Below are 17922 nucleotides of genomic sequence, written 5' to 3'. Positions count from 1 at the left end.
CAAAGCACCTGAATACGCTCGACCCTGTGGGCCCAATGGATACACTTGAAACAACGTCGACAAACTCGCAGTCGAGCTGGTGGTCATATCCAGTCCGCACGCAATTTACCAATGATCTCCTCGGAACGGCAACTTTTACGATGCTGCCTTGGTCGACCACAGGCTTCCAGATCATCTTGCTCATCTGGCTGACCGGGATCTTGGGGGTCTCATTGCGAGAGGATGGCGTTGCGATCCTGCTGCACTTGCGTCGCCCTCACTGCATGTTTCCACTGCTGATATTCGTGCTTGCCCTCGCCGGCACCGCTTGGAGCGAAGCACCCTGGCTGACGGCGCTCTACACCATCAAATCGACCGCCAAGTTTATCGCCGTGCCTTTGATCGCCTACCATTTCGAGCGATCGCAACGGGCGACTTGGGCACTTGCTGCTTTCTTCATCTCCTGTTCTCTGTTGATGGCGCTTTCGTGGATGTCGTATGTCGAGCCGTCGATCAGACTTGAGGCGTCAAAGAATGCCGGCGTACCAGTCAAGAACTACATCGACCAAAGTCAGGAATTTGCGCTTTGCATGATCGCAGCGGCGCCGCTCGCGATGGAGTTATTCAAACAAGGGCGGATCGCCATATTCGGCGGGCTTGTGACCTTGATAGCCGCCTTCTTCACCAATATGATTTTTGTCGTCTCGGCTCGCACAGCGCTAATCTATATCCCTGCTATGTTGGGCGTTCTCGCACTTAAATTTCTAACCCGCCGACAATCGATGACGCTGCTGCTTGCCGCCCTTACGGCCGCCGCGGCCTTATGGACAACCCCATCGTTCTTGCGAACAAGAATCGCGGATGTTTCGCGTGAATATCAGCTTTATCTTGAGAATGTCCCGCGCTCGACAGGGCAGCGCCTCTACTACTGGCAGGAATCACTGACGTTCTTTGCGGCAGCGCCGATCATTGGGCACGGTACCGGATCCACGGAGATTTTGTTTAGCCAGAAGGCACAGGGAAAAATGGGCCTGGAGGCCGAAGTGACGCGCAATCCTCACAATCAAACGCTGAACATGGCGGTTCAGTGGGGCGTGCTGGGCATTGCCGTGCTATATGCAACCTGGATTTGTCACCTGCTCCTCTTTCGTGGGAGGGGCTTTGCAAGCTGGCTCGGGTTTCTTGTTGTTACACAGAATATCTTCAGCTCACTGCTCAATTCCCACTTGTTCGACTTTCAAGAGGGATGGATGTACGTCCTAGGCGTGGGCTTGGGTGCTGGCGTCCTCACTAAAGAGGGTCGGGATGGCGAGGTACACGTGATTGCCACGCACCCACGAACAGTAGCAGACGGCAGATGATGAGATCTCGCCTCGGATCGCGACTTTTCGCTCGATATCAAGTCACGTGCGCCGATGGGGCCCTCGGCATGCGAGATCTGCAGCTGCCGCGAAATGGCAGCGGGCGACGTATGCGGCCCTTCCTCGGACGGCGTCACGCGATTGTCAATGAGCGAAGCGACAGAGAATCAAGTCAATGTTCAAGTCTTTCAGTCGGTTAGAAGGCGGCGTGTGCACGACGTGTGCACCGGGAGATCAAGAAAAATCTAGTGATAGCGAGTTTGAGCAGTCGAGCTTCGACGCAAGCCAGCAGTGCAGGTGGCTTCGACCGAGAAGCGGATCTTGTTCGCCGGCATGGTGAGCAGGCCAGTGTTGGGTCGCTGGGTGGGGCAGGGGCTGCTGGTCAGGGCGTAATAATGAAAAATGCTGATGTCGGGGGGCGAGTCGCTCCCCGACTACCAGGGGCCACGATTTTGTGCACCAATCTATGATTTTACACGATTTCACACGTCGACAGACGCGGTTTGCCGCGCGTAATTATTTCACCGGCTTGCCAAGCTGTGACAGCTTGCCCCTCATCAAATGGCGATGAGTTCGAGAGGGAACTTCGGCAGGTGGCTCAGTACGTCGCTCGCCCACCAGACAGGTCGAAAACCGCGCCAGTCGAAAATGAGCATTCGTCGGAGGCGAGCCAGGTGACCAGCGCCGCTACCTCGTCCGGTCGTCCCGCACGTCCGAGCGGTATCTTTGCCAGCACGTTTCGATAGGCTTCGTCCGACATCTGCTTGACGAGATCGGTGGCGATCACGGCGGGTGCGATGGCGTTGACCCGGATATCGGTGCCGGCCAGCTCCTTGCCGAGAGATTTCGTCAGCGCGATCACGCCCGCCTTGGCAGCGGAATAGCCGGTCATGCCGGCATTGCCTTCCTTGCCGGCGATCGAGGCCAGGTTGACGATGCGTCCGGCGTTCTTCCGTCGCATCGGTGCGACGGCCGCCTTGCAGCAGAGGAACGTGCTGGTGAGGTTCACATCGAGCACGCGCCGCCATTCAGCAAGGCTGTACTGCTCGATGTTGACCGTAGGGCCCGTGATTCCCGCGGCATTGACGAGGATGTCGATGCGGCCGAAGCGCGCGAGGTGGCCCGTCATCACGTCATTGACGGCGGCCTCGTCGGTGAGATCGATCCGCTGGTCGGCGCCATCTGCGACGTCCCAGACGACGACTTTCGCGCCCGAGGCGGCAAGCCGCTCGCGAACGGCCTGGCCGATGCCGCCGCAGCCGCCGGAAATGACGGCGATGCGCCCGGAGAGATCGAGGCCGCTCATGTCGTCGCTCGTCTATCTGCGGCGCGCGCGACGATGCTGCGTGCCGCCGCCAGCGCGCGTCGTCCCCATTCCTCGGCGCCGAGCTTGGGCAGCCACTCATCGTTCGGAATCTCGAGGCTCAGCGGAAGGTCGTCCGGCAAGGCGCGGACGACCCCGGCGAGATCGATGCCGCCGTCGCCCGGGAGAAGCCGGGCGCACCGTGCCGTGTGGATCAGTTCGTCGTTGCTGGCGGGGATCCCTGCGGGCGCGTCACAGAGCTGGGCGTAGCTCAGCAATTCCCGCGGCAGGCCTACGATATCGTCAAGGGTGGTAGCCGAGCGCGCGGCATGCAGCGCGTCGACCAGCACGCGGCCGTTCGGCTCGCCGGCGTTGGTCACGATACGAAGGGCGGCCCTGGCGTTCTTCACCGCGGTCCACGGCATGAATTCGATATCCGCGGTGAGGTCGTAGGGTGCCGCGGCGCGACAGAATGCGGCGAATGACTCCGTCAGTCGGGCTTCGTCCGGATCGTCACCGGCGACGAGGATCGCGCGCGCCTTCAGCCTGCCCGCGGTTTCGAGGAAGGCTGCGAAGTGGTCCGCTTTGAAATCCGCGCCAAGCCGTGCGATTTCGACGTCGAACACCGGCACGCCGGTGTCCTCGATGCACCGGATGGTTTCGCGCAACAGGGCGGGATCCGTGGCGAGCGGCGAGAAGTCGCCGCCGGGGGCGGCGGGCGCGATGCGGACCCCTATCGCCTGGTAGCCGAGCTTTTCGGCCAGGACCAGCGCGTCCGGAGGCGCCATCGGCGCCGAGGTGAGATAGGCGAGCGAATAGATGTGCGTCATGGCGATCGCCTCACGCCAGCGGAGAGATGGCGGTCGGCAGCGCGATGATCGAGCGCATCTCGCCGGTCAGCCAATCCGGCCCGCCCTTCGGCGGCCACACGCCCCTGGCGACGGATTCCGCGCGCACAGCGGCGCGGGCATCGAGGCTCGCGAAGGGCCAGATATGGGTGAAGCGCGGCGGCCCGTCCAGCGCATACATCGCAATCGAGAGCGGCGACAGCTTGCCGCGCTCGGGCATCGCGGCTTCCCACGCGGCGATCGTGGGAGGAACGCCGCCATGCTTGAGGCGATAGGTGCGGATCTCGTAGACGCTTCCGTACTTGCCCGGCACGACCGGCGGCAGGAATGGAAACGGCACATAGGTGTCGAAGCTCATCTGCGCGATGGCCTCGCCGGCATTGAAGGGATTGGCGGTGCGGAGCGCGCGCTCGCGCTCGCCGCGGTATGCCTCGTGATCGCCAAACGAGCGCAGCACCAGGAGCTGGTTGAGCTCGCCGATCTCGTTTGCCCAGCAGCCGAGCAGCGTGCCCTTGGCCTCCGGCGCCCCGACATAATCGCCGATCCCGGCCACGGCCTTGGCGGCGGTACCGAGCTTCACCGTCAGCGTTGCGATCTCATAGAGCATATTTCTTCTCCTTGCGGTCAGGCGGCGGCCGACCGGTTGTTCTTGAGCGGAATTCCGCCAGCGTGGTGCGCGGCGATGTAGCCGAAGGTCATGGCTGGACCGAGCGTGATGCCGCCGGACGGATAGCGGCCGGCCATGATGCTCGACATGTCGTTTCCGACGGCGTAGAGGCCGTCGATGGGCCGCTCCTGCGCATCAAGCACGCGGGCATGTTCGTCGGTGTTGAGACCTGCGAAGGTGCCGAGGCTGCCGGCGACGATCTTCACCGCATAGAACGGGCCGGCATCGACCGGCGCGACGCAGGGGTTCGGCAGATGAGCCGTATCCCCCTGCACGCGATTATAGGGCGTGTCACCGCGTCCGAAGGCGGGATCCTCGCCGTGCGCGGCAAATCGGTTGTAGTGCCCGATCGTCGCCTTGAGCCCTTCGGCGGAGATGTCGCAGGCGCGCGCCAGCGCCTCGATGCTCGCGCCTCGTTTCAGGTAGCCGTTGCGAATCCATGGCGTGATTGGGAAGGGCGGCGGGCGGACGCGGCCAAGGCCGTAGCGCTTGAGGAATTTTGCGTCGCAGATCGCCCAGGCCTCGGCGGGCGCGCTCGCGGGCGTGGCGGCGAACAGCGCCTTCATCACGTCGTGATAGGAATTGGCCTCGTTGGCAAAGCGCGTGCCGTCGCTGCGCACCATGATCAGCCCCGGCTTGGCGCGCTCGATCAGATGCGGAAAGTGGCCAACCGAGCCGTCGCGATGCGGGACCAGTGAGACCGGCGCCCAGGCTCCCGGGTCGGAGAGATCCGTCCGCAGCTCTCCGCCGACACTCTCTCCGAGGCGGATGCCGTCGCCGGTGTTGCCGGCCGGCGCCGCCGACCAATGCTCGTGGCCGCTTGGAGCGTGGGCAAAGAGCGCTGCCTTCCGCGCCGTATCGTGCGGGAAGCCGCCGCAGGCGAGCACGACACCGCGGCGGGCGCGAATCTCAAGCGTCGCGCCGTCATGAACGACGCGCGCGCCCGTGATGCGGGCTCCTTCGCTCAGGAGCGATCGGGCCGGCGCCGCCGGCATGATGCGAACGCCAAGCGCGTCGGCGGATTTCAACAGCCGGGCCACAAGCGCGTTGCCGTTGACGAGATGCATGCCGCGGCCGAAGCGCAGCATGTCGACCAGATGCCGCGCGAGCCGGCGCGCGACATGCCGGAAGGAGGCCAGCGAGGAACGGGCGTTGAGAAAGTACCGGAGATCCGCGCCCGACGCGATGGCCATCCCGAACGGGGCGACTTCATCCAGCGGCGGCTTGAGATCGCGGAGGCGTGGACCGAGCTCACGGCCATCGATCGCCGCCGCGCAGAGCGAGCGGCCGCCCGTGACCGCGCCCGGGCTCTTGCCGTGAAAATCCGGGATCTGGTTGCCGTCGATGAAAGCAAGATGGGTCTCGCGCTGGAAGAACTCGACCATGCGCGGGCCTTGCTCGAGGAACATGTCGATGCGGGCTGCGTCGTAACCATCGGCGAGCTCATGCCGCAGATAGAGCCTGGGCTGCTCGGGGGCCTCGACGATGCCGGCCGCTTTCGCCAGCGGATTGCGCGGGATCCACATCCAGCCGCCGGACCACGCTGTGGTGCCGCCAAGTTGAGCCTCCTTCTCGACCACGATGACGTCGAGACCGAGCGAGGCGCCCGTAACCGCAGCAGCCAAGCCGCCTGCGCCCGAGCCGATCACGAGCAGATCGCAATCGAGATGTTCGTCGCTTCTCACGTCAGCCTCCGGTTCACGCGGCGCGACGCGCCTGGGTCACCCCAAGCGCATGTCGCGCCGCGCGATAGGCAAACGTGATGGCCGGACCGATGGTGATGCCCGGGCCCGGATAGGTGCCGCCCATGATCGAATTCGCCTCGTTGCCGCAGGCATAGAGTCCCGCGATCGCGCTGCCATCGGCGCGCATGACCTGTGCCCATTCGTTGACGACGAGACCGGTGGCCGCGCCGATGTCGCCGGGATAGAGACGCACGGCATAATAGGGCGCGGTCGAAATCGGACCGAGCGTCGGGTTGGGTTCGATCGACGCATCGCCGTTGACGCGGTGATAGGGCGTGGTGCCGCGCCCGAAGTCCGGATCGATGCCATCAGCGGCATAGCGGTTCATCGCCGCGATCGTGCCTTCGAGGTTGGTCGCGGGCACGCCGATCTTGCCGGCGAGTTCACTGATGGTCGCGCCCTCGGTCAGATAGCTGTCGGCGAGGTAGGGAGCGAGGTTGCGCGTGCCCATCCGTACCATGCCGAGGCCGTATTTCTTGAGGCCTGTGGCGTCGGTGATGATGAAGCAGGGAATGCAGGGCACCTGCTTGTCGTGCTCGAACATCGCGCGACCGAACAGGTGATAGGAGACGGATTCGTTGACGAAACGACGGCCGGTCTGATCAACGCAAACCGTGCCCGGCTTGCTGCGGTCCATGACGAAATGGGGGAAGCTCGCGGTGCTGCCGTCGGCGCGCCGTCGGATCGAGACCGGCGCCCAGAACGCATTGTCGAGATTGCCTTCGCCGAGGCGCGCGCCGAGCCGCAAGGCGATGTCCTGCATGGTGCCGGTGTGCCCGGGAGCGGAAGGGCTGTATGTCTCGCCCTTGGGCAGCAGCTCGCCGCGGCGTTGCGGATGCCGATTGAAGCCGCCGGCGGCGAGCACGACGCCGTGCGTGGCCGCTACGCGGCGGCTCGTTGTGCCGGACTTGAGCACCGCACCGGTCACAGTGCCGTTCTCGGTGACGAGATCCTGCACCTCGGTGCGGATCAGGATATCGACGCCGCGCGCATTGAGCGAGGCCAGGAAGCGGCCGATCAGCGCATTGCCCATCACCAGGCGGGACCCGCGTCGGCCCTTAAGCCGATCGCCGGCGTAATGAGCGAGGATCTTGATGGCATGGGCAAACGAGCGCGCGGACTTCTTGAGGGCGAGCAGGTGGCCGATATCGGTGCGGTCGACCATCATGCCGCCAAAAATCGTGAACTCCGGGATCGGCGGACGGATATTGCCGAGATCGGCGCCAAGGTCGCGGCCGTCGAACGGCACAGGTTCGAGAGCGCGGCCGCGCATCGTAGCGCCCTCGAACTGCTGTTCGTAATCTGGATGGGTCGCATAGGGGCGGAACTTGACGATGCTGTTGGCTTCGAGCGTTGCGACCGCGTCCGGCGCGCTGTCGAGAAAGGCCTCGCGCATCGACGGGGCAGAATGATTGCCGACCACGCCGTCGAGGAACGTGCGGACCTTCTCCCGGCTGTCATCGGGATTGACGCTCTTCGAATGGTGCGAGTTGGGGATCCAGGTGGTCGCCGCCGAAAGCGCGCTGGTGCCTCCGACATATTCGGTGCGCTCGACCAGCAGGACCTTGCGGCCCTCGATCGCTGCGAACAGCGCAGCCGCCATGCCGGCCGCACCCGAGCCGATCGCGATAAGATCGTAGCGGGCATCGTCGGAAATCGCTTCGATGTTCTTGAACATGGCCGTCACCTCGATCCGTCGTGCGCGAGCAGGAAGTCGACCATCGAGCTCTGCAGTGCGTTGTACATTTCAGTGCCCGTCGACGTCTTGCAGCCGAGGCGCCGCGCCGCCTCGACGAGCGGCGAGACCGCCGGGCTGGTGATGACGCAGCCGACGAACGTGCTGGCTTTGAGCTTCGATGCGTCGAGCGGAAGCGGGTCTCCGGCCTTCATGCCGAGCGGCGTTGCGTTGGCGACGAGTTCGAAGCCGGACGGATCGGCCGAGCCTGGCCCGATCCCAGCCTTGCCGAGTGTGGCCAGCTTCGCGATCAGCTGGTCCCGGCGGGCAGCTTCATTGTCGTGAATGGCCAGCGAGCGAACGCCGGCTTCGACCAGCGCCATGGCGATCGCCGATCCGGCGCCACCCGCGCCGACCAGCAGCGCGCACTTACCGGTCGGGTCGTAGCCGTTGGCGCGTACAGCTCCGACAAAGCCGAGCCCGTCGACGTGGTCGCCATGCCAGCCGCCTTCGCGGCGTCGGCGCATGATATTGACCGAGCCGAGTAGACGGGCGCGGTCGGTCGAGGTTGCGCAGAATTCGTAGCAGGCAAATTTGTGCGGGACCGTGACGATGATGCCGTCGAGATTGCGGACATCGGTCGCGGCCGCCAGGAACGTCTTGAGACGGGCGCCGTTGATCTGCACCGGCACCAGGATGCCGTCATAGCCGCGGTCGATGAAGGCCTGCGTGACGCCGGCCGGCGATTTCACCTGGGCGATGGGGTCGCCGACGATGATGTTGAGGCGCGTGGCGCCGGTCAGGTTGAGGTTGATCATTCTTCTTCTCTTCTTGGCTAGGCCGCCCCGCGGGCCTGCGCCGCTTCGGCCTGGACCACGCCGAGCAGGCGGGCCTGCAGGTCATGGTCGCGTTCGAGGATCGCTGCATCGCCGGCAAAGGCAATTTGGCCGTTCACCAGCACATAGGCGCGGTCGACGATCGGCAGCACGGTCTCGGCGTGATGCTCGACGATCACCATGGCGACCTTGCCGCGCAGCTTGACGAGGGCGTCCATGACTTCCTTGACGACGGCCGGCGCGAGGCCCTCGAACGGCTCGTCGAGCAGGATCAGCTTGCTCGGCACCACGAGGGCGCGCGCGATCGCGACCATCTGCCGCTCGCCGCCGGACAGACTCTCGGCCTTGGCGGCACGACGCTCGCGCAGGCGCGGGAACAGTTCGAACACCTCGTCCAGGGCGATACCGCCGGGACGCGTGGCGAGCTGCAGGTTCTCGACGACGGTGAGGTTGGGGAAGAGCCGGCGTCCTTCGGGAACGAGCGAGATGCCGAGGCGGTTGATTTCGTAGGGCTTGAGGCGCGCGAGTGGCTTGTCCTCGAACGCGATGCTGCCGTTACTTATGGCAAGCGTGCCGCTGAGACCGCGCAGCAACGTCGTCTTGCCGACGCCGTTGCGGCCGAGCAGGGCGACGGCTTCGCCGGCGTGAACCGCAAGATCAACCGCTTCAAGGACCGTGCTGCCGCCGTAGCCTGCCGACACGGCGTTGGCCGCAAGCAGTACCGGCGCTTTCGCATGGGCCATCCGCTCGACCGACGACGGCGGCGACTGCGTGCCGTCCTTGGCGGCCCCGAGATAGGCCGCGACCACGTCGGGATTGGCGGCTACGTCGGCCGGCTTGCCGTCGGCGATTATCCGGCCCTGGTGCAGGACCGAGATGCGGTCGGAGATCGCAAGGACGCGATCGATGTCGTGCTCGATCAGGAGGACGCCGTGGGTCTGCGCGAGCTTCCCGATGAGATCGGCCACGACGACGCGGTCGGCCTCGGCGAGCCCGGCCAGCGGCTCGTCGAGCAGCAGCAGCTTGGAATCGATCGCGAGCGTAATGCCGATCTCGAGGAGACGCTTGGCGCCGTGGGGTAGATTGATGCATGGTTCGGCCGCGACGTCGGCAAGGCCGACGGCATCGAGGATCGACCAGGTCTTGGCGTTGACCTCCTCCATCGCATAGGCATCGGCGAGCATCTTGGCCGATCCCGTGCGCTGAGCCTGCACGGCCACGCGGACATTCTCAAACACGGTCAGGTTCTGGAATATCGACAGGATCTGGAACGAGCGCCCGATGCCGAGCCGGGCCCGAACATGCATCGGCGTCCGGGTGACGTCGCTGCCGTCGAACAGAATGCGCCCGCCGCTAGGCTTCAGTGCGCCGGACAGCATGTTGAAGAACGTGGTCTTGCCGGCGCCGTTCGGCCCGATGATGCTGTGAAGCACGCCGCTGTGGACCTCGATGTCGATGCTTTTCGCCGTCACCAGGCTGCCAAAGTTCTTGCTCAAGCCGATAGTCTGCAGCAGCGGCTTGCCGCGGTCGACCTTGGCGGCGCTGCTTGCGAATGGAACGATGGCGGCAGGTCGGGGCGGGATGTCGAGACGCACGAGCGTCCAGCGCTGCCGGCCGAAGAGCCGCTGCCACAGGCCCTGCATTCCTTCCGGAGAGGTCAGCGCGAACAGCATCAGGATGGGTGCGAAAACCAGTCACCAGTTCTCCGTGATGGCTGACAGGCGGTCTTCCAGCAGAATGAAGGCGATGGCGCCCCATAGCGGCCCGAGCACGTGATGCACGCCGCCGAGCACGGTCATCAGCAGGGAGTCGCCGGCGTGCTGCCAGCTCAGATTGTTGGCATAGACGCCCTCGAGCATAAGGGTGAGCAGGCCGCCGCCGAAACCGACGAAGGTGCCGGTAAGGATCAGCGCGCCATGCCGGAAACGATGGACGTTGTAGCCGAGGCTGCTCGCCCGCTGCTCGTTGTCGCGCACCGCCTGGAGAACGCGGCCGAACGGGGAGTGGGCGATCCGCCACATCAGCCAGATGCAGATCACGGTGACAGCGACCACGAAGACGTGGAACGACCACGGTCCGGCAAAGCTCGTGCGATAGACGCCCTGCAGCCCGTTCTCGCCGCCGGTGACGCCGGTCCATTTGAAGGCGATCTCGAAGGCAATCTGCGAGAACGCGAGCGTCAACAGCGAGAAGTACAGTCCCCTGCGGCGCAGGATGATGGCGCCGACCACGAGCGCCAGCAGCGCGGAGAACACCGTCGCCAGCAGCAGCGAGACGAGATCGTTGCCGTAGCGGCCGAGGATGAAGAAGGCGGCCGCATAGCTCGCGCAGCCGAAGAACACCGAGGCGCCGAAGGGGACGAGCCCGGTGTAGCCGACGAGAAGATTCACGCCGGCGCCATAGAGCGTGTAGATCGCGATCTGCGTGATCAGCGAGATGGGCGCGCCGAGCAGCGCCCAGGCTGCGGTGAGCGCGGTGAGAACGAGCGCGGCGACAAACGCCGGATGGCGCAACAGAGCGAGACTTTTCACTCGAATCTCTCCCAGCGTTCGCCGAACAGTCCGCGCGGGCGGACGAGGAGAATGGCGGCCATCAGGATGTACATGGCTGCGCCCGACCATTCCGGCTGGAACTGGATGGTCATCGCCGTGGTGATGCCGACCAGGAGGCCGGCCACGACGGCACCCAGGAAGGAGCCGAGGCCGCCGATGGTGACGATCACGAAAGCCGGCATGATGGCGCCCGCCGCCATCGACGGCGTGATGGTCCAGAGCGGTGCCGCCAAGAGCCCGCCGAGGCCGGCGAGCAGGCAACCCATGCCGAACACGCCGCTAAAGACGATCGGCAGGTTGATGCCGAGTAGGCCGACCATCTCCGGATCACGCGACCCGGCGCGGATGATCCGGCCGTAAGGCGTGTAGGCGAGAAAGGCCCAGAACGCGACCAGCGTCAGCGCGGTCGTGAGCAGCACGAACATCCTGTATTTGGTGATCAGGATCGGGCCGTATTCGACGAAGCCGGCCAGGAATTTCGGCGCAGCGAAGGGCACGGGCGCGCCGCCGAAGATCAGCCGCAACACCGCCTCCGCCAGCAGTGCGAGCGCGAAGGTCAAGATCAGCCCGAGCAGCGGTTCCTTGCCATAGAGGTGCCGGATCAGGACCATCTCGACGACGACGCCGATCGCGCCGGTCAACAGCGGCGCGGCAAGCGCCCCCCACCAGCCGAACTCCTTGGCCAGGGCATAAGCGAGATAGGCGCCGACGGCGAAGAAGGCGCCATGCGCGAAATTGACGATGCCGAGCATGCCGAAGATGATCGACAGGCCGATCGCGATCAGAACGTAGAGAAAGCCGAGCACAAGGCCATTGACGGCCTGCGACAGGATCATGTCGAGCATGGCGTCATCCGTTTTCGGATTTGGGCCGCGCGATGGCGCAAGCGGATTTGCCCGCGTCATCGCGTTTCACCCGGGGTCAAACCTCAGAGCGTGTCCATCTTGCAGGCGCTGTCGCCCGCCGAACCGAAGGCCTTGGCGATGTCGTCCGGCGTCTTCGGCAATTCGGCCTTGACGTCGAAATAGTCCCACTTGTCTGATATCTTGGGCTGAATGCCGGCAACCAGGAGGCGGCTCGTCATCTGGTGATCGAAGTCGCGATAGCCGATATCCAGGTTGCCGCGGCGATACTTCCAGTTCTCCAGCGCCCGCACGATCGCGCCGGGCTCGGTCGACTTCGCCATCTCGATTGAATCGAGCAGGCTCTTCATGCCCAGCCAGCCCATCCAGGCCTTGTCCGCCGCTGGCCTGTGGTATTTCTTCTCATAGGCTGCGGCCATCGCCTGTTCTTCAGGCGAGTTGTTCGGATTCTTGTACCACCAGGTGATGGTGTAGAGCCCATCGGCGGCTTCGGGGCCGACGCCCCACAGGTCGGTGTTGCCGACAGAGATCTCGGCGAATGGAATCTTGCCCTTCATGCCGAGCTCGTTCCACTGCTTCAGGAAAGTAGTGAGGTCGCTGGCAGCAATGCCGCCGATCACGACGTCGGGCTTGGCGGCGCGAATCTTCAGGATGAAAGACGAATAGTCCGGTGTGCCGACCGGCACCTCGTCGGCGCCGACCACGGTGCCGCCATTGGCCGTGATGTAGTCGGTGAAGGCGCGCTTGATGTCTTGACCGAAAGCGTAGGACGCGGTCAGGAGGTACCACTTCTTGCCGATCGCAGCGCAGTAGGGGGCGAGAACGCGGGCATGAACATCGACCGGCGGCTGCAGGCGGAAGGTGTACTTGTTGCAGGACTTGCCAGTGAGGTCGCCGGTGGCGGCATTGGCCGCGACGTAAGGGATCTTGGCCTTCTTGGCGACCGATGAGATCGCGAGCGCGAAGGAGGAGAGCGCACCGCCGACCATGCCGACGACCTTCTGCTCGCCGACGAGGCGCTCCGCGCTCTGCTGAGCACCCTGCGGATTGGGCTCGTCGAGCCAGACGATCTCCGCGGGCCGCCCCAGGAGCGTGTTGTTGCGCTGTTCCAATGCGAGCATGCCGCCCTGGGCGAGATATTCCGCCTGATCGACGATCGAGCCCGTCTTGGCCCAGATCATTCCGATCTTGATCGGCTCGGCGGCTGCCGCGTTGCCGATATACGGCATACCGAGGCGCGATGCCGCGAGCGACGTTGCGCCCAAGAGCAGGCCGCGCCGGCCGATGCGCAGGCCGGTTGCCGCTCGTGTCTTCTTCAGGTCCGTCATTGTCTCACCTCCCCTTCTGACATTGCGCCGGTCATTGCCGGCGGGCCGTGCATGCGGCTCTTGGGGCTTGCCCTACCATGACTGGAATTGGATTCCAATATCAAAAATCGAAAAATGGAATCCAATTCCAATTCTGATCAGCTCGTGCTAGAAGCCTCGCCGGGCGCAACGCAAATCAAAAGAGGATGCGGAATGAGCAGGGTCGCCGTGGCGGTGATTGGGGCCGGCGCAATCGGACGGGCCCATTGCGAGACGATCCGCCGATCGGAGAGCTGCAGGCTCGCGGCGATCGCCGAACCTGCCGCAGCGGGAAAGACTTACGCGGAGAGCCTCGGCGTGCCCTGGTATGCGGATGCGCGCGATCTGCTGGGTATAATGAAGCCGGATGCGGCGATCATCGCCACGCCGAATGCGACCCATCGCGAGTTCGCGATCGCCTGCATCGAGCGCGGCATTGTGGCACTGGTCGAAAAGCCGATCGCGAGCACGCTCGCTGATGCGGCGGCGATCGCGGCTGCCTCGGAGCGCGCGGGCGTGGCCGTTCTGGTCGGGCACCATCGGCGGCACAATCCGATCACGCGGCGAGCCCGTTCCTTGATCGCCGAAGGCGCGCTCGGCCGCCTGACCAGCGCGACCGTGCTTGCGACCTTCTATAAGCCCGCCGATTATTTCGAGGTGGCATGGCGACGAGAGCCCGGCGGCGGGCCGGTGCTGATCAACCTCATTCACGAGATCGATCTGGTGCGCCACCTCTGCGGCGAGATCGCCTCCGTGCAGGCTGTCGTCTCCAACGCGGTGCGAGGCTTCGACGTCGAGGACAGTGCGGCGATCCTGCTCCGGCTCGCTGGTGGTGCGCTGGTGACGCTGAGCCTCAGCGACACCGCGGCAAGCCCCTGGAGCTGGGATCTCGCCAGCGGCGAGAGCCTGAACTATCCGCCGCAGCCGGCCGCGGTGCAGACGCATTTCCTCAGCGGCACCGAAGGCGCGCTGGCGCTGCCGACGCTCGACTATTGGCACTATTCGTCGGCGAAGAGCTGGTTTGCCCCGATCTCGCGCGACTCGGTTGGCGTCGAACGCGGCGATCCCTACCTTGCGCAGATCGATCATCTGGCGCGGGTGGTCCGTGGCAGCGAGGCGCCACTGATTACCGCCCGCGACGGCATGCTGACCCTGCGAGCCACGATGGCAGTTCACAAAGCGGCCAAAACCGGTCAGATAGTGCGGCCTGATCAGGAGATGGAATTGTGAATCAGGATGCTGCCTTGATGCTGAAGAACCCGGATCCCGTCGATGCGCCCAGCGGCCTTTTGGAGCGCACGCTCGGCGTGCTCGAGCTGCTCGCGACGAATGCCCGTGGCATGCAGTTATTCGAGATCGCCGACTCGCTGCACATTCCGCGCAGTGCCACGCACCGCGTGCTGACGAGCCTGATCGAGCATGGCTATGTCAAGCAGGAACGCGAGCAGGGCGCCTACCAGCTCACCGCCAAGATCGCCTCGCTTGCCTTCACCTTCCTCGCCGGCAGCGGCATCACCGATTTCGCCCAGCCGCTGCTGGATCACCTGGCGCGCGAGAGCGGCGAGCTGGTACGTCTCGCCATGATCGATGGTCGCGAGCTCGTATGGGTGGCTAAGGCGCAGGGCTCGCCCGCCGGCCTGCGCTACGATCCGGACATGGGCCAAGTGGGACGGCTGTCCTGCTCGGCGAGCGGTCACGCCTGGCTGTCGTGCCTGTCGGACGAGGACGCGCGCGCGCTGGTCGAGAAGCAGGGCTATGGGCTGCGCAAGGATTATGGCCCGCGCGCGCCCGAGAGTTGGCCGGCGCTGCTGAAATATCTGCGCCAGTCCCGCAAGCGCGGCGTCAGCATCTGCGTGCAGACCTATACGCCCTGGATGAGCGCGTCCGCGGCCCCCATCCGTCATCCCAAGTCCAAGGAGGTGACCGGGGCCGTGGTAATCGCCGGTCCCCATATCCGGCTGACCGAGGAGCGCATGCTCGAGTTGGCGCCGGCGCTGCTGCAGACGGCGCAGGAGCTGTCGATGGCGACGCTCGCCTCGCCCGGTCTCTACGGCCGTGCCGCGCGGCCGGGCGAAAGCTTCTTCGGCGCTGGCAGCTGATCGGCGCGGAGACCTGACATTATGCAGATTCTGATCACAGGCGGCGGCGGTTTCATCGGAGCGTGGCTGGCGCGACGGCTCGCGGGCGATGGTCATCGGCTGCGCGTGTTCGAGTCGGTCGAGCGCTCGGCGCAGTTCAACGGGATTGTCGGAGCTGCCGCCGCGTCCGTGGAGTGGCGCATCGGCGATATCGCGGATGGGCAGGCGGTGCGTGCCGCAGCCGAAGGCTGCGACGGAATTGTCCATCTCGCCGGCGTGCTGACGCCGGCCTGCAAGGCCGATCCCGTGCGCGGCGCGATGATCAACCTCGTCGGCACGTTGAACGTCTTCAACGCCGCGCAAGCGCTCGGTATCCGCCGCATCGTCTATACGAGCAGCGCCGGCGTCTACGGCCCTGACGACGAGACGACGCCGCGGCCCATTACCCATTACGGGGCATTCAAGCTCGCCTGCGAAGGCAGCGCGCGGGCCTATTGGGAGGACCATGGCATCGCCAGCATCGGCTTCCGGCCCTATATCGTCTATGGCTATGGCCGCGAAACCGGGTTGACTGCGGGCCCATCGCTGGCCTGCCGCGCGGCCGCGCGTGGCGAGACCTATATCATTCCCTATATCGGCACGGCCGGCCTCGTGTTCGTCGACGATGTCGTCGCGGCCTATTACGCCGCGCTTCGCCGCGAGCCTCATGGGGCGCACGTCTTCAACTTGCCGGGCGAGGTGGTTTCGAACGACGACGTCGTCGCGGCCGTGCGTGACGTCGTCCCCGATGCGAAGATTGGGATCGATGGTCCCGTGCTTCCATTCGCGGAGGACGTCGGCGAGGGCGACTTGCGGCGCGCGCTTCCCGGCTTGCCCTTGACCTCGTTGCGCGACGGCATTCGTCGCACCATCGAGCTTTACCGGGCGGCCCCATGACGCTTCCGGTGCTCGGCGCCCACACTTTCGGCTTCGCGTGGGACTGCGTCGCGGAGGACGCCATCGAGCGGCTCGCCGCTGCGGGCTATCGCACCATCCAGTTGATGGCGACGCCGCCGCACTTCGATCCCTGGGTACAGGACGCCGCGCGCACGCGGCGAATTCGCGCGCTGATCGAGCGGCATTGCCTGTCGCTCCTGGCGCTCGACCTCGCCAGCAGCGACATCAATCTCGCAAGCCCGTCGCAACACGTGGTCGATTTTGCGGTTTCGTCTTATGTGGCCACGATCGACCGCGCCGCCGAGCTCGGCGCGCGCTGGATCTGCGTCGGCTCCGGCCGCCGGCACGCGCTGCTTGCCAAGGCCAACGACCGATTGATGGTGAGTTTTCGCGACGCCTTCGCCCGCATTTACGACAAGGCGGAGCGCGCCGGCGTGCCGGTCATCCTCGAAAACCATCCGCAGGGGCTGCTCGCCAGCGCCGCGGACATCACTCGCTTTCTCGATGCCGAAGGCTATGCCGGGATGCCGGTGATCTACGATGTCGCCAATGCCGTTGCGATTGGCGAGGATCCGGTCGAGGGTCTTAGGGCGCTGTGGCCCCGTCTCGGCATCGTTCATCTATCGGACAGTCCGAAGGGGCAGTGGCGACACGATCCGATCGGCTCGGGCGAGATCGATTTTGCGGCCATCGCTGCGCTGCTGAGGCAGCGAGCCTATGAGGGCAGGATCGTGCTCGAGATCCTGTCGGACCAGCCGCTCAAGGACATCGACGAAGGCGCCGCGATACTCAAGCGGCAGGGCCTGGCCTTTTCTCTCGCCGGCTGATCGCGCAATGCCGCTTCAGCTGGCAGCCGCGCGGGTCTCGTCGGAGAACAGCCGCTCGCGGAAGCGGCCCGGCGACAGGCCGACATTGCGGGAGAAGAAGCGGTTGAAATAGGCCGGATCGGCGTAGCCGAGTGCTGCGCCGATCTCGTTCACGGTCATGTCGGAGTAGAGCAGGTTGCGCTTGGCCTCCGTGAGCAGCCGATCATTGATCAGCGCCAGCGAGGACTTGCCTGTCGTCATCCGGCAGCAGGCGTTGAGGCGCGCGGCCGTGACGCCGAGCTTGCGCGCGTAGACATCGAGCGAGGGGTGATCGCGATAGTGCTTCTCGACCAGCTCGCGAAAGTGCATCACGGTCTCCGCCTCCCGTGCGCTGGAGATCGGACGGACACGCTCCTGCTCGAGCAGCCGGCGAACCGTTACTGCGAGCAGTTGCAGATAGGCCTTGATGGCGGTGCGGCGGCTAGGTGCCGACCAGACGAATTCGTGCTCGAGCGAGGCGAACAGGCCGACGAGGTCGATGTCGCGGCCGATCTGTTGCGACAGGAAGCGGACCGGTACGCGAAAGCCGTCGATGAGGTTGGCATCGTCATCGAGCGCGGATTGCAGGAAGGGCAGCGCCACGGTGATGACATAGCCGTCGGTGCCGGGTCTGAAGCGGATGGCATGGATCGTTAGCGCCGGGATGATGACCAGCGCCGGCGGCGAGACCTCCCAGCTCACGCCCTCGACCTCGATGGCGCCGCCGCCCTTGCTGATCACCAGGACCTGGTGATGGTCGGGATGCGTGTGCGTCCGGATTGTCCAATTGTGCCTGCCGCTGCGCACCGGGATCGGCTCGATATGGAGGAACGACGGTTCGACCTTCGAAGCCGCTTCCTCGTACAAAAAATAGTGCGGAATCATGCT

General features: G+C 65.0%; 16 protein-coding genes. 5 read left to right on the top strand and 11 right to left on the bottom strand.

Annotation, left to right across the window (positions count from 1 at the left end; genetic code table 11):
• Window positions 1–35 precede the first annotated feature (35 nt).
• Window positions 36–1340: an O-antigen ligase family protein gene (locus AB5K84_RS28875; protein WP_051000298.1), complete on the top strand. Its 1305-nt coding sequence runs from the start codon at window positions 36–38 to the stop codon at window positions 1338–1340.
• 598 nt (window positions 1341–1938) lie between these two features.
• Here AB5K84_RS28875 and AB5K84_RS28870 read toward each other — a convergent pair.
• From AB5K84_RS28870 to AB5K84_RS28825, 10 genes are all read right to left on the bottom strand, one after another.
• Window positions 1939–2646: an SDR family oxidoreductase gene (locus tag AB5K84_RS28870; protein WP_011086436.1), complete on the bottom strand. Its 708-nt coding sequence runs from the start codon at window positions 2644–2646 to the stop codon at window positions 1939–1941.
• Window positions 2643–3473 (bottom strand): sugar phosphate isomerase/epimerase family protein, encoded by an 831-nt coding sequence (locus AB5K84_RS28865; RefSeq protein ID WP_011086437.1) that lies wholly within the window; start codon window positions 3471–3473, stop codon window positions 2643–2645. The genes AB5K84_RS28870 and AB5K84_RS28865 overlap by 4 nt, the downstream gene beginning before the upstream one ends.
• A gap of 10 nt (window positions 3474–3483) precedes the next feature.
• Window positions 3484–4098, bottom strand: coding sequence for an NIPSNAP family protein (locus tag AB5K84_RS28860; protein ID WP_011086438.1), 615 nt, complete (start codon window positions 4096–4098; stop codon window positions 3484–3486).
• Between the two features lie 17 nt (window positions 4099–4115).
• Window positions 4116–5843, bottom strand: a complete 1728-nt coding sequence (locus AB5K84_RS28855; RefSeq protein WP_011086439.1) for an FAD-dependent oxidoreductase — start codon at window positions 5841–5843, stop codon at window positions 4116–4118.
• Window positions 5844–5856: 13 nt separating this feature from the next.
• Window positions 5857–7581: an FAD-dependent oxidoreductase gene (locus AB5K84_RS28850; protein ID WP_038966193.1), complete on the bottom strand. Its 1725-nt coding sequence runs from the start codon at window positions 7579–7581 to the stop codon at window positions 5857–5859.
• Between the two features lie 5 nt (window positions 7582–7586).
• Entirely contained in the window at window positions 7587–8396 is an 810-nt protein-coding gene (locus tag AB5K84_RS28845) for a shikimate dehydrogenase family protein (RefSeq protein ID WP_011086441.1), read from the bottom strand.
• A gap of 17 nt (window positions 8397–8413) precedes the next feature.
• A complete protein-coding gene (locus AB5K84_RS28840; RefSeq protein ID WP_441232701.1) occupies window positions 8414–10087 on the bottom strand; it encodes an ATP-binding cassette domain-containing protein in 1674 nt (557 codons plus the stop codon).
• Between the two features lie 21 nt (window positions 10088–10108).
• Complete coding sequence (locus tag AB5K84_RS28835) at window positions 10109–10945, bottom strand: branched-chain amino acid ABC transporter permease (RefSeq protein WP_441232700.1); 837 nt, start codon at window positions 10943–10945, stop codon at window positions 10109–10111.
• Window positions 10942–11811 (bottom strand): branched-chain amino acid ABC transporter permease, encoded by an 870-nt coding sequence (locus AB5K84_RS28830; RefSeq protein ID WP_028170747.1) that lies wholly within the window; start codon window positions 11809–11811, stop codon window positions 10942–10944. Before AB5K84_RS28830 ends, AB5K84_RS28835 begins: the two co-directional genes overlap by 4 nt.
• Before the next feature lie 83 nt (window positions 11812–11894).
• Entirely contained in the window at window positions 11895–13157 is a 1263-nt protein-coding gene (locus tag AB5K84_RS28825) for an ABC transporter substrate-binding protein (protein ID WP_011086444.1), read from the bottom strand.
• Window positions 13158–13349: 192 nt separating this feature from the next.
• Between AB5K84_RS28825 and AB5K84_RS28820 the strand changes: the two genes are divergently transcribed.
• Genes AB5K84_RS28820 through AB5K84_RS28805 form a run of 4 tightly spaced genes read left to right on the top strand, consistent with a single transcriptional unit; the run spans window position 13350 to window position 17016 of the window.
• Complete coding sequence (locus AB5K84_RS28820) at window positions 13350–14405, top strand: Gfo/Idh/MocA family protein (protein WP_063921442.1); 1056 nt, start codon at window positions 13350–13352, stop codon at window positions 14403–14405.
• Complete coding sequence (locus AB5K84_RS28815) at window positions 14402–15274, top strand: IclR family transcriptional regulator (protein ID WP_011086446.1); 873 nt, start codon at window positions 14402–14404, stop codon at window positions 15272–15274. The genes AB5K84_RS28820 and AB5K84_RS28815 overlap by 4 nt, the downstream gene beginning before the upstream one ends.
• A 21-nt stretch (window positions 15275–15295) precedes the next feature.
• The gene (locus AB5K84_RS28810; RefSeq protein WP_011086447.1) at window positions 15296–16189 is read left to right on the top strand and encodes an NAD-dependent epimerase/dehydratase family protein; all 894 of its coding nucleotides are present in this window, start codon (window positions 15296–15298) and stop codon (window positions 16187–16189) included.
• Window positions 16186–17016, top strand: coding sequence for a sugar phosphate isomerase/epimerase family protein (locus tag AB5K84_RS28805; protein WP_011086448.1), 831 nt, complete (start codon window positions 16186–16188; stop codon window positions 17014–17016). The genes AB5K84_RS28810 and AB5K84_RS28805 overlap by 4 nt, the downstream gene beginning before the upstream one ends.
• 15 nt (window positions 17017–17031) lie before the next feature.
• Here AB5K84_RS28805 and AB5K84_RS28800 read toward each other — a convergent pair whose 3' ends face one another.
• Entirely contained in the window at window positions 17032–17919 is an 888-nt protein-coding gene (locus AB5K84_RS28800; protein WP_038966201.1) for a helix-turn-helix domain-containing protein, read from the bottom strand.
• Between the last annotated feature and the right edge of the window lie 3 nt (window positions 17920–17922).

This window comes from Bradyrhizobium sp. 1200_D9_N1_1 (assembly GCF_052075915.1).
GTDB classification, from domain to species: domain Bacteria; phylum Pseudomonadota; class Alphaproteobacteria; order Rhizobiales; family Xanthobacteraceae; genus Bradyrhizobium; species Bradyrhizobium diazoefficiens.
Note: the sequence above shows the minus strand (reverse complement) of the source record. Positions and strands in the feature narration are given on the sequence as shown.

What these genes read in the sequence shown, in the direction of transcription:
- AB5K84_RS28850 (WP_038966193.1), bottom strand. Translation starts at nt 7,581, where the DNA reads ATGTTCAAGAACATCGAAGCGATTTCCGACGATGCCCGCTACGATCTT.
- AB5K84_RS28840 (WP_441232701.1), bottom strand. Translation starts at nt 10,087, where the DNA reads ATGCTGTTCGCGCTGACCTCTCCGGAAGGAATGCAGGGCCTGTGGCAG.
- AB5K84_RS28800 (WP_038966201.1), bottom strand. Translation starts at nt 17,919, where the DNA reads ATGATTCCGCACTATTTTTTGTACGAGGAAGCGGCTTCGAAGGTCGAA.
- AB5K84_RS28810 (WP_011086447.1), top strand. Translation starts at nt 15,296, where the DNA reads ATGCAGATTCTGATCACAGGCGGCGGCGGTTTCATCGGAGCGTGGCTG.
- AB5K84_RS28805 (WP_011086448.1), top strand. Translation starts at nt 16,186, where the DNA reads ATGACGCTTCCGGTGCTCGGCGCCCACACTTTCGGCTTCGCGTGGGAC.
- AB5K84_RS28820 (WP_063921442.1), top strand. Translation starts at nt 13,350, where the DNA reads ATGAGCAGGGTCGCCGTGGCGGTGATTGGGGCCGGCGCAATCGGACGG.
- AB5K84_RS28825 (WP_011086444.1), bottom strand. Translation starts at nt 13,157, where the DNA reads ATGACGGACCTGAAGAAGACACGAGCGGCAACCGGCCTGCGCATCGGC.
- AB5K84_RS28860 (WP_011086438.1), bottom strand. Translation starts at nt 4,098, where the DNA reads ATGCTCTATGAGATCGCAACGCTGACGGTGAAGCTCGGTACCGCCGCC.
- AB5K84_RS28845 (WP_011086441.1), bottom strand. Translation starts at nt 8,396, where the DNA reads ATGATCAACCTCAACCTGACCGGCGCCACGCGCCTCAACATCATCGTC.
- AB5K84_RS28865 (WP_011086437.1), bottom strand. Translation starts at nt 3,473, where the DNA reads ATGACGCACATCTATTCGCTCGCCTATCTCACCTCGGCGCCGATGGCG.
- AB5K84_RS28830 (WP_028170747.1), bottom strand. Translation starts at nt 11,811, where the DNA reads ATGCTCGACATGATCCTGTCGCAGGCCGTCAATGGCCTTGTGCTCGGC.
- AB5K84_RS28870 (WP_011086436.1), bottom strand. Translation starts at nt 2,646, where the DNA reads ATGAGCGGCCTCGATCTCTCCGGGCGCATCGCCGTCATTTCCGGCGGC.
- AB5K84_RS28875 (WP_051000298.1), top strand. Translation starts at nt 36, where the DNA reads ATGGATACACTTGAAACAACGTCGACAAACTCGCAGTCGAGCTGGTGG.